The organism is Halobacillus massiliensis, from assembly GCF_900166625.1.
GTDB classification, from domain to species: domain Bacteria; phylum Bacillota; class Bacilli; order Bacillales; family Halobacillaceae; genus Halobacillus_A; species Halobacillus_A massiliensis.
The window spans coordinates 3,628,384-3,643,225 of record NZ_LT800499.1 but is presented as its reverse complement, the minus strand read 5'-3'; the positions used below and the strand labels follow the sequence as shown (position 1 = coordinate 3,643,225).

Below are 14,842 nucleotides of genomic sequence, written 5' to 3'. Positions count from 1 at the left end.
CAAGGGCCGTCATTAGACTCTAAGCAAGGAGGGAAATCCTTTGGTGATACAAGAAAAAGTTAAGATGCATCAAGAATTGCTTCATCCTCTTTTAAAGATGAAAGGAATTCATAAAACGTTTTCAGGTACTACAGTTCTAAAGAACGTAAATATGGAACTTTACTCTGGAGAAGTTCATGCATTAATGGGGGAGAATGGAGCCGGGAAATCCACCTTAATGAAAATTTTATCTGGTGTTTATACCCCTGATGAAACCAGTGGGATGATTACTTATAAAAATCAGCAGGTAACTTGGAATGATCCGCTGACTGCCAGAAAGATGGGGATAGGGGTCATTCATCAAGAACTCAATTTGTCTCCCAATCTGACTATCAGTGAAAATATTTTAATGGGAACAAAATATCCGCGTAATAAACTGGGAATGGTGCGCTGGGAAGAAGTACATAAACGGGCGGGGGAAGTGCTGGCTTCAATGGGCTCTGATTTAAAGCCTGAATCACTTGTCTCAACTCTAAGTGTCGCCCAGCAGCAGATGGTAGAAATCGCACGAGCTCTTTCCTGCAAAGCTGAAGTTTTAATTATGGATGAGCCGACTGCTTCATTGACAGATAGAGAGATTGATCGTTTATTTTCTATTATAAAAGACTTGAGAAAGCAGGGTGTGGCGATTGTCTATATTTCCCACCGTATGGAGGAAATCTTCAAGATATCAGATCGTTACACGGTGCTTCGCGATGGTAAATGGATTCAAAGCGGTCCTATTTATGAAACCACTCCAGAACAATTAGTGAGCCTTATGGTTGGGCGCGATTTAAAAGATTTATTTCAACGTTCACAGAGCAGCTACACGGCAAATGAAACGAAAATTAAACCTTCCTTAGAGGTAAAGAATTTAAGTGATGCTGCTTTTGTAAAAGATATTTCTTTCAAAATCCACCCTGGGGAGATCGTCGGTTTTGCAGGACTAGTGGGAGCGGGACGTACAGAGCTGGTTCGGACAATTTTCGGACTTTCTGAAATTCAGAAAGGTGAAGTGAAGATAGATGGGGAGTTTGTTCAGATCCATTCACCTATTGATGCGATCCAGCACGGAGTTGCTCTTGTTCCGGAAAGCCGTAAAGAACAGGGGCTATTTCTTGATATGTCAGTAAAGGAAAATATTATGATGGCCGAATTGAAAAGGCACAGAAAGAACATGCGAATCAGCTGGGGCTCTTTAAATCTGGCAGCAGAGCAATATATCGACAGCCTGAATATCAAGACTGCTTCTTCAGAACAGCCAATTTCAGGATTAAGCGGCGGAAATCAGCAGAAGGCAGTCATTGCCAGGTGGCTGTCGACAAAACCTAAAATCCTGCTGCTTGATGAACCTACACGCGGAGTTGATATCGGAGCAAAAACCGAAATCCATAAAATTATTTCTCAGCTTGCCGATGAGGGTCTGGCTGTTTTAATGATTTCCTCTGAACTCCCTGAAGTCATTGGAGTAAGCGATCGGATTCTTGTTATGCATGAAGGACGCATAGCAGGTGAGCTTCAGAAGCGGGAGGCAACACAAGAAAAAATTATGTACTACGCTACGGGAGGGAAATAAAATGAGATCGACTGTATCACCTAATCAGCAGCCGGCCCAGCCACCTGCACAAACGGGATTTAAACTAGCTCATCATGTATCCGTACTATGGAATCAGCTAGGTATGATTCTTATCTTGATTTTGCTTTGTATTGTGATGAGCATAATGGCCCCGAATTTCTTAGACTCCGCCAACCTCACCAATATTTTAAAACAGGTGTCTGTCACTGCAATCTTAGCTGCCGGCATGACGATAGTGATTTTAACCGGCGGGATTGATTTATCAGTAGGTTCCATTGTAGCTCTTTCCGGTGTTGTATCGGTTATGGCTTCACAGGCAGGATTAAATCCAATATTAGCCATGCTGACTGGTATAGGAGCCGGATATCTCGTTGGCTTCATTAATGGAGTGTTTACTGCAAAAATTGGGCTTCCGGCTTTTATAGTTACGCTTGCCAGTATGACTTATGTAAGAGGTCTTGCTTATGTAACAAGCGGGGGGTACCCTGTCGTTCTGGAATCAAATACCTTCCGATTTATAGGTTCTGGTTCATTTTTATCAATTCCTATCCCTATTTATGTAATGGCCTTCGTTTATATCATCATGTTCTATGTTTTAAAGTATACAATGTTTGGCCGCCATGTTTATGCCATTGGCGGGAATGAAGAAGCGGCAAGGCTGACAGGGATTAAAGTGAAAAAAACGCTCATCAATGTTTATTCCATTAGCGGTCTGCTTGCCGGTTTAGGAGGTGTTATCCTTGCGGGCCGTCTGTATTCAGGTCAGCCGACTGCGGGGAATATGTATGAACTGGATGCTATTGCTGCCGTTATACTCGGGGGATCAAAATTGACCGGAGGGGTCGGTAAAATCCAAGGAACCATCATTGGGGTACTGATTATGGGAGTAATTACAAATGGACTTACGCTAATGGATGTCAGTTATTATTGGCAGTTAGTTGTAAAAGGAGGAGTTATAATTACAGCTGTTTTAATTGATCGGCTGAGATCTTAAAAAACTATAGAAAAGAGGGATTACGATTTGGATGAAGGGTGGATGGAAAAGAGAATTTCCGCTGTTACTCTGTTTTCTGGTTATGGGTCTGCCATCTATTGTACATGCAGAAGGTGCAGGATATTATGAAGAACCCGATCGAAACCAATTCCATTTCTCGCCGGAAGCCAATTGGATGAATGATCCTAATGGAATGGTGTATTACAAAGGTGAATACCACCTGTTCTATCAGTACCATCCCTATGGTACAACATGGGGGCCGATGCACTGGGGGCATGCCGTCAGTAAAGATCTCATAAAGTGGGAGCATCTGCCTGTCGCTTTGTCACCAGATGAACATGGTCAGATCTTCTCAGGCAGTGCCGTAATTGATTGGAACAATACGGCTGGTTTTGGTAAAGAAGCTATGGTGGCAATATTTACACATTCCGGTCCTAAGGGACAGGTGCAGAGCCTGGCCTATAGCGTGGATAAAGGAAGAACGTGGAAAAAATATGAAGGAAACCCCGTGATGCCCGATCCGCCAGTGGCCGACTGGCGGGATCCTAAGGTCTTCTGGCATGAAGACTCTAGTCAATGGGTGATGGCACTGGCAGCTAAGGATAAGATTATGTTTTATACGTCCCCCAATTTAAAGAAATGGGAGTTTGCCAGTGAGTTTGGGCCGGATGGCGGTATTCAGTCCAACAGTCTTGATGAAGTTTCATATGCGATGTCTGACTATAGCGGAGGCTCTTTTTCTTATGAAGCAGATATCACACTTAACGAGAAAAACGGCCGGAAAGGATCCGGGGGATTAGTCTTTCGTTCTGATAAAGGTGCAGCCAATGGCTATTCTGCTATTATTGATGCAAAAAATAATAGGGTCACCCTTTATAAGATTATAGATGGAGTTACAGAGAAGTTAGACGTTCAAAATATGAAATTAGACATGAATGCTGCTTATCATTTAGAAGCGGAAGCAGATGGTAAAAATATAAAGGTTTTTATTGATGGTCAACTGGTAATAGAGAAGGAAGATAAGACATACGCCCATGGATATTACGGCTTACTGTCATCAGAATCGCCAGCCTCCTTTCGCAATGTGGAGTTTGCGAACAAGTCGAATTTTATTACGAATCTATCCGGATGGGAAGACGTAAGTGGAACATGGGAAGATACTTTAAATGGAAAAACGGGCAGGGCTGAAGGAGATGCCTTTATAATAAGTGATCAAACAGCTGAGAACTTCTTATATGAAGCGGATATAAAAGTATCAGGCGAACAGGGAGAAGGCGGAGCTGGAGCACTAGTTTTTAGAGCGGACAAAGACGCGAGCAACGGGTATTTTGCCAATGTCGATGCTTTACATGATGTCGTCAAACTGATGAAGGTAGAAGATGGCAGGATAACCGTGCTGGCGGAGAAATCAATAAAGCTGGAAACAGGGAAAACCTATCAATTAGCTGCAGAGGCGTATGAGAACAGCATTAAAGTTTATGTGGATGGAATCCTAGTCCATGATATTACTGATCGTTCATTTGCAGAAGGTTATCTTGGATTAAATGTATGGAACGCGTCTGCTCAGTTTCAAAATGTGAGGAAAGGCCAGAACATCCAGACTTCTGAAAAGGAGATCGTCAATCATGATTTTGAAACGGGAGACCTTACAGGGTGGACAACAACAGGCAGCTCTTTTACAGAGGACCATATCACAGATACAGCAACATACTGGGGCGGGACTTTTGATCAGCAGGGGACGTATCATTTATGGGGATTCTCCGATTTACATGAAGGTGACAACGCGGCAGGCCAGCTGCGCTCCTCTAACTTTAAACTCGGCGGATCCGGAGAGATTAATTTTCTTATGGGTGGAGGAAATGATCCAATTAACCGCTATGTCTCTTTAGTCAGGGCTTCAGATAACAAAGAAATAATTCGTCAGTCAAATACGAAGTTTAATGAAGATGAAACATATAAACGCTATGTATGGGACGCTTCTGATTTTATAGGGGAAGTATTCTATGTTAAAGCAGTAGATCAGGCTTCAGGGGGATGGGGTCATATCAATATCGATGACTTTAACGTGTACAATGAAGGCCCACTGCCTGACAAGGTAGACCAAACGGCTGAGGAACTGGATCAAGAAGAAATGAAGCAAAGCGGCAGGATTGAAGATTGGTCGTCAGTTTCCGGAGAGTGGAGTGATTCAACTCACGGAAGCAATGGAGGTATTTGGGAGTGTCCGGCTTTAGTAGAACTGCCGATTGACGGAGATCCTAATAATACCAAATGGGTCCTACAGGTTAGTATTAACGATGGTGCTTCCGCTGGCGGATCGGGTATGCAATATTTTGTCGGTGATTTTGACGGGGAGACATTTACGAATGAAAATCCTTCCAATGAGGTTCTATGGACTGATTACGGAGCAGATTACTATGCGGGAGTAGAATGGAGCGGGATTGAAGGAGAAAACGGTGAAAAATACTGGCTGGGATGGATGAGCAACTGGCAGTATGCGAATGAAACCCCAACATCAACGTGGAGAAGCTCTATGACACTTCCTCGAACATTGGAATTAACCGAAACAGAAGCGGGCACCCGCTTAAAACAAACGCCGATTCCTTTTGATAGCATTACGGATCAAAGGCGAAAAGCTTCCTTCGTAAATGAAAAGATTTCAGGAGCGAGCAGTCTTCTTTCAGATTTTTCAGGTGATACGTATGAGATGGTGGCGGAATTTGATATATCTGGTACGGACGCCGAAGAATTCGGATTTAAAGTCCGTAAGGGAGAAGGCGGAGAATACACTACTGTTGGATACAATGTCGGTGAAGAAAAATTATTTATTGATCGGGCAAACTCTGATGATTTTAATTATGGGCCTAACGTTAAAGATAAACATGAAGCCTTCTTATCTGTTTCGAATGGTAAATTAAAAATGCGCATATTCGTCGATCGATCAGCTGTTGAATTATTTGGTGCTAATGGGGAAGTAGTAATTACAGATCAGATTTTCCCTGATCCCGCAAGTAAAGGACTTGAAATATACAGCGAGGGAGGTGAAGTGAAATTAACTTCTCTTGATATTTATCCGTTGAAAAAGATTTGGGCAGATAAAAGTTCATTTGAATCTAATCTAACGGGCTGGGATGCTATTTCAGGAAAGTGGGCAGATACTATCAATGGAAAACAGGGACAAGGCAGCGGCGATGCTTTTATTCTTGCAGCTGAAAAGGAGAGTGATTTCCGATATGAAGCGGACATTAAAATTCTCGATTCTGACTCACACCCTGACGATCCCGATAAAGATTTAGTGGACAACAAAGTGGGAGCTGGTGCTTTAGTATTTCGTGCAAATCCCAAAGCTGAAAATGGATACGCTGTAAATGTAGATGTGAAGAATAATATGATAAAACTTATTAAATTTGTAGACAGAATAGGGACTGACTTGTCCATTTATAATGACGGTGGAAACCTGAAGCTAAAAGCCAATCAAAAATATCAATTAATGGTAGAAGCAAAAGGTGATGTAGTGAAAGCTTACCTGGATGGAAACCTTGTAATTGAAAAAAGGGATAGTGCCTATAAAGAAGGTTATTTTGGGCTGAATGTGTGGGATTCTACAGCTGTATTTAATAATGTGGAAAAGAAGTGAATAAGGGCTTTTAGGCATTCTTAACAGGGACTTCCTCTAAAGAAGCCCCTGTTATATTTATATTTTATTAAAAGCTTTCATTAATGAACCATGTCCTGAGTAGTATCAATATATAGTGTCCCGTCTTTCTGAACTTCCGCCAAAAATACTTCTTTTATGGAATAACCTCCGGCTGACTGAAGCTGCTGTTCCAACCATTGGCGGTCCAGACTTAATTCCTTTAAGTTTTCTTTGTTTACAATTCCATCGGCGATAACTACAGAAGGCATAGAAAAAGGAGCAGGTGAACTGGCTTGTATGTTCATGTCCTTCTTAGTAACCAGTTCTTTATCATTCTTTTTCATGACAGAAAGAGAGCCATCTGTCTCAAAAATAGCATAATCGACATCTGCAACAGAAAATACATTTTTCTTGCGGAGTAATACTATCAGGGCGTCTACATCAAGCCGTGTCTTGCGGAGTTCTTCTTCCATAATTCTTCCTTTTCGAATAAGGATAATCGGCTGACCTTCAACGAAATAGCGTATCTTTTTTGACTTAATATCTAAGTACCCTAAAAAGATGGTAAAAACACTCCAGGCCGTTAATGCAATGATTCCATTGCGGACACTCAGTGTGGAATCAATCGCAAGGGAAGCTCCGAGAGTCCCAATAGCAATAGCTGACACAAAATTAAAAAAAGTCATCTGTGAAATTTCTTTTCTGCCCATTAGCCTTGTAAGGAGGAGAAGTGTTATAAAAGCAATGGCCAGTCTAAGCATTAATTCAGGAAGTGCCATATTTTGCTCCTTTCTTTAGTTTTTATTGTTCCTATTCTCTTCCGTATTATTTACATATCTAGGTTTCAAACATTCAATTAGGAAGAGAAAACCATAAAGTATAAAGAAGAGCTTAATACAGAAAAAAGAGCTTCTCACTTAATGAGAAGCTCTTTTAAATTTTTGGAACAAAAAAGTTATACTGACACTCACGGTAAAAACGAGCATTAGACCTGCAAAGCCGTCGGTAAATCCTGTCCGTTCAATTGCAAAACCAAACAGAGGGAAACTGATCATAATGACGAAGCTCTCTGTTAACCCAATGAGCGAAAAGAAAGTTGAACGCACATTACTCGTCAGAACATTTTGCACGAAAGCGCTGAAAATCGGATCAAATAAGCTTAACAGCTGGGCCAGAAAAAGAAATGATAACAGAATGGCCCAGTCACTGGAAAAGATGAACAAAGCGAGAAAAAAGATAAACAGTCCAAGGCCGTAATATAAAATCTTAAAAAACTTAAATCGCTTTTCCACTTTATAAGCAATCTTCGCCATAACGACTCCAAGCAAACCCTCAACTGTAAATACAGCGCCAACGACTACAGGGGAGTAGCCCAGCTGTATAAAATATTCCTGCCCATAAAAAACAATAATGACCATTACGGCACTTGCTAAAATAAACAACAGAACCGGCTGATGAATGACAGGATTGTTTTTCCAAACATTAAGACCGAGCTTAAATTGGTGAACCCACTGATTGTACCAGCGCCCGCTGATGGCTTCTGTTTTTTCACGCTCAGGCTCCTTTAAAAAGATAAGGGGAACCACTGCGAGCAGATGAGTAAAAATCATTGAACCGTAAACTAATTCCCAGCTGATATCCGCCATAAAACCGCCGAGAAATTTGGCGAGGCTCAATGATAGAAGAGCAATGGCCGTCATGCTGCCAACCACTCTTGTATAGTCTTGTTCCCGTTTATTATTTTTTAGCGTGTCATAAGCAAATGCCTGCTCTGCACCCGAATGGAATGTGACCATAAGTCCCATCGATAGAAAAGCAAGGGTAAACATGGAAAATGTACCGCTGACCAGCATAAACAACCCATACAATAAACTAAATATATTCCCGATCACCAGGCTGATTTTACGTCCGTACAAATCAGCAACCATTCCGGTAGGAACCTCAAATAATACAATGGCTAAATGGAGGAGAGCTTCCAGTATACCAATTTGGCCGAAGCCCATTCCTTTGTCTCCGAGATAAATGACCCATAAGGCCCGGTCAAAAAATAACTGGGCAAAGAAGATATAAAAATACAGCATATAAATATTTTGTTTTGTCTTAAACATGAAATTTTGTCCTCTCTTTTACACAAAAAAGCCGCAGGAAAGTATACTCCTGCGGCTTTACTATTTTTTCAGGAAATCATACTTGACGTTCAATACTATGAAATTTCAGCTAAAAAAGGACAGACTTGTCCCGAGGACGACTGAAATTCCAAAAATAGACATCATAAATACCAGGTATTTTTTCACGACCTTGATGTCTACAGTGAACGTATGCATGGTTTTCCCTCCTTTATGTATAAGAATATATTTATTATATAGCTAGAATGGTGTTGTAACAAGAGAGAAAAATTAATTTACGAAATAGTCTTGCAATTTTAAAACACTTCACTTAAGCTGAATGTAATCGATTACAAATTGACTTCAGGGAAGAACAGGAGATTTTTAAAAATGGCAAAGATGAGTGATGTGGCTAAATTGGCAGGCGTTTCAACGGCTACGGTTTCTAGGGTTTTAAGAAATCCGGATGCTGTGACACCGCGTACAAAACAGAAGGTGGTGGAGGCAATCGAAGAGCTGAAATATCAGCCGAATATGCTGGCCCGTCATTTTCGAAGAACAGAGACCAACACGATTCTCGTTTCCGTACCTAATATTATTAATACAGTATTTGCTGAAATTGTAGGAGGTATTGAAGACGAAGCATCTAAAAATGGATATAGAGTACTGCTTAGAAATACGAACAATCAAGTGGATTCAGAATACAGCTCGATCGAACACTTAAAGCAAAGACAGGCCGATGGGATTATAATGCTTTCACCAAAAATGGATGAACGGCTTTTGGAAGAGATCAGTGAACAATATCCTATGGTGATGGCTACTGCTAATTTACACAGCTCCAAGGTACCGACAGTTTCTATTAATAATGTGAGCAGCAGTAAAAAAGCAACAGATTACTTAATTCAACTAGGACACAAGAGAATCGGCCACATTACGGGGCGTTTAGATTCAATTATATCGAAACACAGATATAGAGGGTATTGTCAGGCGATGGAGGAACATAATCTCCCGGTTGATCAAAACATGGTCAGGGAAGGAGACTTTACTTATGAATCAGGCTATAAACAAATGAAGTCTCTTCTAAGTCAAAAAACGGTACCTTCAGCTATTTTTGCAGCGAGTGATGATATGGCTATGGGTGTTATTAATGCAGCTAAACACCACGGTCTTAAGGTGCCGGGAGATTTAGCTGTTGTAGGGTTTGATAATGTTAAGTTTTCTTCGATCTTTGATCCCCCTCTTACTACCATTGCCCAGCCGCTCTTTGACATGGGCAAGCGCTCAATGGAGCTGCTTATTAAGAAGTTAAACAATGTTCCACTGTCTCAGACAGAATACATTTTAGATGATGAGCTTGTTGTCCGGGCCTCATGCGGTGCGGAAATAGAAGAAGGACTAATTAAAAAATAAAATTTTTAAATAAAAATGTAATCGATTACAAATAAAGGAAGGTGGTTAAGGGTTTTGTAAGTAAATGAATATACAAATTTTTGTAATCGATTACATTTCACTTGGAAGGAGAAATTAATTTGAGTAATATACCAGTTGCTGTGCAAATGTTTACATTAAGAGAGGCGAGCCAAAAAGACTTTACCGGCACATTAGAAAAAGTCGCGAATATTGGGTTTAATGGGGTTGAATTTGCAGGATATGGAGGGATGTCCTCAAGAGATGTAAGGAAAACAATCGATCAATTAGGACTGGAGGCTGCTTCCAGTCATATTCCTCTCACAGCGATAGAATCAGAGGGGGAATTAAAGCAGGTGATTCAAGATCAACACAACTTAGGGAGCCGGCACATTGTCTGTCCGTTCTTACCGGAAGACCGCAGAACAGAGAAAGACTATCAAGAGCTTGTCGACATTCTAAATAAAGCAGGGCATATATGCCGGGAGGAAGGTATTACATTATCCTATCACAATCATGATTTTGAGCTTGCGAAAATGAAGGATGGAAGAACACCGCTGGAACTCCTATTAGAGGAAACGAATCCAGACTGGGTAAAAGCAGAATTTGATATTTATTGGTTGACGAAAGCGGGAGAATCCCCAGGACAATGGCTTGAAAAGTACAGAGGCCGAACACCCCTTGTTCATTTGAAAGACATGACGAATGATGAAGAGCAGTTTTTTGCAGAATTAGGCACAGGCGGTGTTGATCTCTCAGACGTTTTAAACAGAGGAGATAACAATCAGGTAGAATGGTGGATTGTTGAGCAGGATCAGTCTAGGAAGTCACCTTTTGAAAGCATTAAAGAAAGCTATCAGTATTTGAAGGAACAAAAAGTCATTTCCATCTAACTAAAAAAGGAGAGATGATGTTGAAGAAATTACTTGGACTGTTTATGTTAAGTTTTGTTTTCGTGCTGGCAGCTTGTGGAGGTTCATCTACTAGTTCAGGAGAAGGAAGCGGGCAAAAAGAAATCGAATTCTGGCAAATCGACGGCGGGGAAAAAGAAGAGGTTTACCAGGAGGCTATTGACAGGTTTGAAGAGAACAACCCTGATGTGAATGTGAAAATGACACGAATTTCTAATGATGCTTATAAGCAGAAGCTTTCGGTGGCCATGTCCGGCGGAAATCCACCTGATGTGTTTACAAGCTGGGGCGGCGGATGGTTAAAACAGTTTGTCGACCAGGATAAGGTTTTGGAGGTAACGGAAGATATCGATAAGTCTCACTTTAATGAGCTTGCTTTAGACAATGGAACATTTGAGGATAAAGTTTATGGTCTTCCTTTAGGACTATCAATTGACGTAGTTTTCTATAATAAAGAAATTTTTAATGAATATGGCCTGGAAGAACCTCAAACCTATAAAGAATGGCTCAATATAATCGACACTCTTAACGAGAATGATGTGATTCCTATTGCTTTAGCAAACAGCACGAAATGGCCTGGTGCTTATTACCTTATGAATTTTGCCAGCCGCGTAGGAAGTCCTGAATTATTTGAAAGCGCATTCAATCGAGAAGGCAAAGGGTTTGATGATGATGCGTATGTGCAGGCAGGTGAGTACATACAGGAAATGGTTAAGAAAGATGCTTTTAACGAAGGATTTAATGGGGTTCCTTATGATGAGGGAAGCGGCCGTCAATTATTATATTCCGGTCAGGCTGCCATGATGGATATGACGATTTCTCTATTAAACGACGTGAGAAATGAAGCTCCTGAGTTTGAAGAGAAATTAGACTTTTTCCTTTTTCCAACGGTTGAAGGAGGAAAAGGGGACCAAACCCAATTAGGCGCAGCTACCGGACCGGTATGGTCTGTATCGAAAAACACGGAGCACCCGGAGCTTGCGACGGAGTTGCTGAAGGAATTAACAAGTGAAGAAACAGCTCAGCAGTATACGGATCGTACAGGATCACTTAATGCAATCAGCGGGGTAGAACCGTCCGATGAATTTGCCAAGCAGTTTAATGATGTAGTAGAAAACGCCACACATTTGCAGATGCCTTACGACCAGACACTTCCTCCTGAATTAGCAGAACTTCATAAGGATACAACACAAGCCATTTTTGGCTTATCAATGACGCCAGAGGAAGCGGCGCAAAAGATGGAAGAAGAAGCAGAGAAAGCCTTAGAATAATTAAGTTTGTGAAGGGGAGGTTATCTCCTCTTCACATCCTAAAGGAGGGGTTTTGTGGAAACACATGTTAATGTTGCGAGAGCTCGTGCGGAAGACCGTTCACACGTAGAAGCGAGAAGAAAGAGGTCGTTTCGAAATGCTTTAACGATTGCTTTATTTATTGCTCCAGCTTTCATTGTCTATGCGGTTTATGTCATCTACCCTATAATTTCCACATTTAATTACAGCTTATATGAGTGGGATGGAATGAGTGAAAGAACGTTTATTGGATTTCGGAATTACATCCAGCTGTTTAATGATACGGTTTTCTGGACCTCCTTGACGAACAATACATGGGTCGTTCTTATTTCAATTTTTGTTCAGATCCCCCTCGGGTTGATTATGGCTCTCATGCTGTTTGCACCGATACGTGGGAAACGCTTAATGAGCAGTGTTTATTTCTTTCCATTTTTAATGTCTACTGTAGCAATCGGACTATTGTGGGTGCTTATGTACGATCCGATCAATGGGGTTATAAATCAGTTGATCACATCTTTAGGTTTTGACAGTGTTGCCTGGCTTAGTGCATCAAACACAGCTATGTTTTCTGTACTTCTTGTTGTCGTTTGGCAATTCGCTCCTTTTTACATGATTTTATTTAAAGCAGCAATTGTTGGAATTCCAGAGGAGTTGTATGAGGCGGCTAAGATGGACGGTGCTAACTCGGTTACTAAGTTTATTCATATCACGTTTCCGATGCTGATGCCCACCATTGTGAGCTCCTCTATTCTGGCTATCGTCGGTTCCCTGAAGGCCTTCGACATTTTCTATATTATGACGGGCGGAGGACCTAATCACAGCACGGAGTTACTCGGAACGTATATGTTCAAACAAGCGTTTATTAATTTTAATATGGGATACGCCAGTGCGATTGCTTTTCTCATGTTTGCAATTGCTTTAGTAGTCACGATAGTTATTCAATTTATGGATTATTACCGGAAGCAGAAAGGAGCCTTATCATGACAGCGACGATAAAGAAAATTCCACTATATCTAATTGCCATTCTGCTCCTGATCTTTACAGGATATCCATTTCTTTATATGATCTCTACTTCTTTTAAAACACAAAGCGATTTTTTTGAGAAACCTTTTGCCCTCTTTACTTCATTTAATCTAGAAAACTTTACATCTGTTTTTGAAATGGGGCTGACCCGCTACTTCTTCAACAGTATTCTTGTAACTGTTGTGGCAGTTGTTGTTGTAATGTTTATCGGTGCACTTGCCAGTTATCCGTTAAGCCGGATGAATTTCCGGTTAAACAAGGTGGTATTCCTATTGTTTATTTCTGGTATGATGCTCCCTATTCATGCCACTCTTATCCCCATCTTTAAATTAACGGAAAATATTGGATTCTATGATACGCTCTGGGCCCTGCTCGGTCCATATATTGCATTTAGTCTCCCAATCTCGATCTTTATAATGACTCAGTTTATGAGGGAAATTCCTAAGGCTTTGGAAGAAGCAGCAAAAATTGATGGATGTTCTCATTTTGGGATTTTCTGGCGCGTGGTTTTACCAATGCTGACACCGGCCTTAATGACAGTGCTCATCTACAATTTTATTCATCTTTTTAACGAGTTCGTTTTTGCTCTCGTATTAATATCCAGTCCTGAAAGTATGACTCTTCCTCTGGGACTGCAGGACTTTAAAGGTGAATTTTCTGTAAATGTACCAGGTTTAATGGCAGCTCTGACATTGGCAAGCCTGCCGATTTTAGCAGTTTACCTATTTTCTCAAGAAAAAGTAGTCAAAGGTTTAGGCGGGGGAGCCGTGAAAGAATAAGGAGGATTATTAGTGAATATTGTAAAAGTAGGAATCATTGGCTGTGGAAATATTAGCGATATTTATTTTAAAAATATGGCGGGCTTTGAAAATCTTAAGGTAATGGCCTGTGCTGATCTTGTAAAGTCTTTAGCAGAGGAGAAGGCTGACCTATATAGCATTCCTGATGCCATATCTGTAAGTGAACTGCTGAGCCGTGAAGACATTAACCTTGTATTAAACTTAACACCGCCTAAAGCGCATGCGGAAATATCGATAAAGGCGCTGGAGAATGGAAAACACGTTTATAGTGAGAAACCTCTTGCTGTATCGAAAGAGGATGGAGCCCGTATTGTTGAATTGGCTAAGCAGAAAGGGCTATTAGCTGGATCGGCTCCGGACACCTTCCTTGGTGCGGGAATTCAGACATGCCTGCAGCTGATTCAGAAGGGAGAAATCGGCCGTCCTGTTGCAGCATCTGCTTCAATGATGGGTTCCGGTCCTGAACAGTGGCATCCAAATCCTGAATTTTTTTACAAAGAAGGAGCCGGACCATTATTTGATATGGGCCCTTACTATTTAACAGCACTCGTTCAATTGCTTGGTCCTATCCAGCATGTCTCTGCTTCAGCTTCTATCACGTTTCCGGAACGGGTGATAAAAACAGGTGAAAAGAAAGGACAGGTCATAAGGGTTGAAACTCCTACTCACTATACAGGGGTACTTGAGTTCGAAGGGGGAGCTGCAGCTACTATGGTTATGAGTTTTGATGTGGCAGTACCTAACCCCCCCTTGCTGGAAATTTACGGTTCGGAAGGAACGCTGAAAATCCCGGACCCTAACCATTTTGGCGGACCTGTGTTGTTAAAGAAAAAAGGAGAGGAAGCGTGGAGGGATGTCGAGCTGACTTCTCCTTATTCAGACAACAGCCGGGGGATTGGAGTTTGGGATATGGTTACGGCGATCCAGAATCAAACATCCTTTCGAGCCAACAGTGAAATAGCTTTTCACGTTTTAGAAACAATGCATGCTTTTCAGGAATCAGCAGAAAGCGGGCAGAAGCAGATAATTAAAAGCTCATGCATACCTTCTCCCCCTTTTATCAGAGAATCCATTACTTAAAT

General features: G+C 41.3%; 11 protein-coding genes and 1 pseudogene. 10 read left to right on the top strand and 2 right to left on the bottom strand.

The annotated features are described in order from the left end of the window. Positions 1–43 precede the first annotated feature (43 nt). The 4 genes and pseudogenes from B7E06_RS18050 to B7E06_RS18040 all read left to right on the top strand — a co-directional run bounded on the left by B7E06_RS18050 (position 44) and on the right by B7E06_RS18040 (position 6,225). Positions 44–1,594, top strand: coding sequence for a sugar ABC transporter ATP-binding protein (locus tag B7E06_RS18050; RefSeq protein ID WP_342743656.1), 1,551 nt, complete (start codon positions 44–46; stop codon positions 1,592–1,594). 1 nt (position 1,595) lies between these two features. Then, positions 1,596–2,588, top strand: a complete 993-nt coding sequence (locus tag B7E06_RS18045; protein WP_082235324.1) for an ABC transporter permease subunit — start codon at positions 1,596–1,598, stop codon at positions 2,586–2,588. A gap of 82 nt (positions 2,589–2,670) precedes the next feature. Further along, positions 2,671–3,669: pseudogene (locus B7E06_RS22450) on the top strand (glycoside hydrolase family 32 protein); the annotation flags it as partial. 3 nt (positions 3,670–3,672) lie between these two features. Then, complete coding sequence (locus B7E06_RS18040) at positions 3,673–6,225, top strand: GH32 C-terminal domain-containing protein (RefSeq protein ID WP_425432232.1); 2,553 nt, start codon at positions 3,673–3,675, stop codon at positions 6,223–6,225. Positions 6,226–6,305: 80 nt separating this feature from the next. On the opposite strand, the gene B7E06_RS18035 is transcribed toward B7E06_RS18040, so the two are convergent. Beyond that, entirely contained in the window at positions 6,306–7,004 is a 699-nt protein-coding gene (locus B7E06_RS18035) for a YetF domain-containing protein (protein WP_082235322.1), read from the bottom strand. A gap of 138 nt (positions 7,005–7,142) precedes the next feature. Then, a complete protein-coding gene (locus B7E06_RS18030) occupies positions 7,143–8,333 on the bottom strand; it encodes an MFS transporter (protein ID WP_082235321.1) in 1,191 nt (396 codons plus the stop codon). Between the two features lie 387 nt (positions 8,334–8,720). Between B7E06_RS18030 and B7E06_RS18025 the strand changes: the two genes are divergently transcribed. The 6 genes from B7E06_RS18025 (at position 8,721) to B7E06_RS18000 (ending at position 14,840) form a co-directional block, all read left to right on the top strand. Beyond that, entirely contained in the window at positions 8,721–9,740 is a 1,020-nt protein-coding gene (locus tag B7E06_RS18025; protein WP_082235320.1) for a LacI family DNA-binding transcriptional regulator, read from the top strand. A 119-nt stretch (positions 9,741–9,859) separates the two neighbouring features. After that, positions 9,860–10,630: a sugar phosphate isomerase/epimerase family protein gene (locus B7E06_RS18020; protein ID WP_082235319.1), complete on the top strand. Its 771-nt coding sequence runs from the start codon at positions 9,860–9,862 to the stop codon at positions 10,628–10,630. A gap of 17 nt (positions 10,631–10,647) precedes the next feature. Then, a complete protein-coding gene (locus tag B7E06_RS18015) occupies positions 10,648–11,919 on the top strand; it encodes an extracellular solute-binding protein (RefSeq protein WP_245807769.1) in 1,272 nt (423 codons plus the stop codon). Positions 11,920–11,973: 54 nt separating this feature from the next. After that, positions 11,974–12,921 carry a carbohydrate ABC transporter permease gene (locus B7E06_RS18010; RefSeq protein WP_082235317.1) on the top strand — a complete coding sequence of 316 codons (948 nt, stop codon included), beginning with the start codon at positions 11,974–11,976 and terminating at the stop codon, positions 12,919–12,921. Next, entirely contained in the window at positions 12,918–13,739 is an 822-nt protein-coding gene (locus B7E06_RS18005) for a carbohydrate ABC transporter permease (RefSeq protein WP_082235316.1), read from the top strand. Before B7E06_RS18010 ends, B7E06_RS18005 begins: the two co-directional genes overlap by 4 nt. Before the next feature lie 12 nt (positions 13,740–13,751). Further along, positions 13,752–14,840 (top strand): Gfo/Idh/MocA family protein, encoded by a 1,089-nt coding sequence (locus B7E06_RS18000; protein WP_082235315.1) that lies wholly within the window; start codon positions 13,752–13,754, stop codon positions 14,838–14,840. Positions 14,841–14,842: the final 2 nt, after the last annotated feature.

What these genes read in the sequence shown, in the direction of transcription:
- B7E06_RS18045 (WP_082235324.1), top strand. Translation starts at nt 1,596, where the DNA reads ATGAGATCGACTGTATCACCTAATCAGCAGCCGGCCCAGCCACCTGCA.
- B7E06_RS18035 (WP_082235322.1), bottom strand. Translation starts at nt 7,004, where the DNA reads ATGGCACTTCCTGAATTAATGCTTAGACTGGCCATTGCTTTTATAACA.
- B7E06_RS18030 (WP_082235321.1), bottom strand. Translation starts at nt 8,333, where the DNA reads ATGTTTAAGACAAAACAAAATATTTATATGCTGTATTTTTATATCTTC.
- B7E06_RS18025 (WP_082235320.1), top strand. Translation starts at nt 8,721, where the DNA reads ATGGCAAAGATGAGTGATGTGGCTAAATTGGCAGGCGTTTCAACGGCT.
- B7E06_RS18015 (WP_245807769.1), top strand. Translation starts at nt 10,648, where the DNA reads ATGTTGAAGAAATTACTTGGACTGTTTATGTTAAGTTTTGTTTTCGTG.
- B7E06_RS18005 (WP_082235316.1), top strand. Translation starts at nt 12,918, where the DNA reads ATGACAGCGACGATAAAGAAAATTCCACTATATCTAATTGCCATTCTG.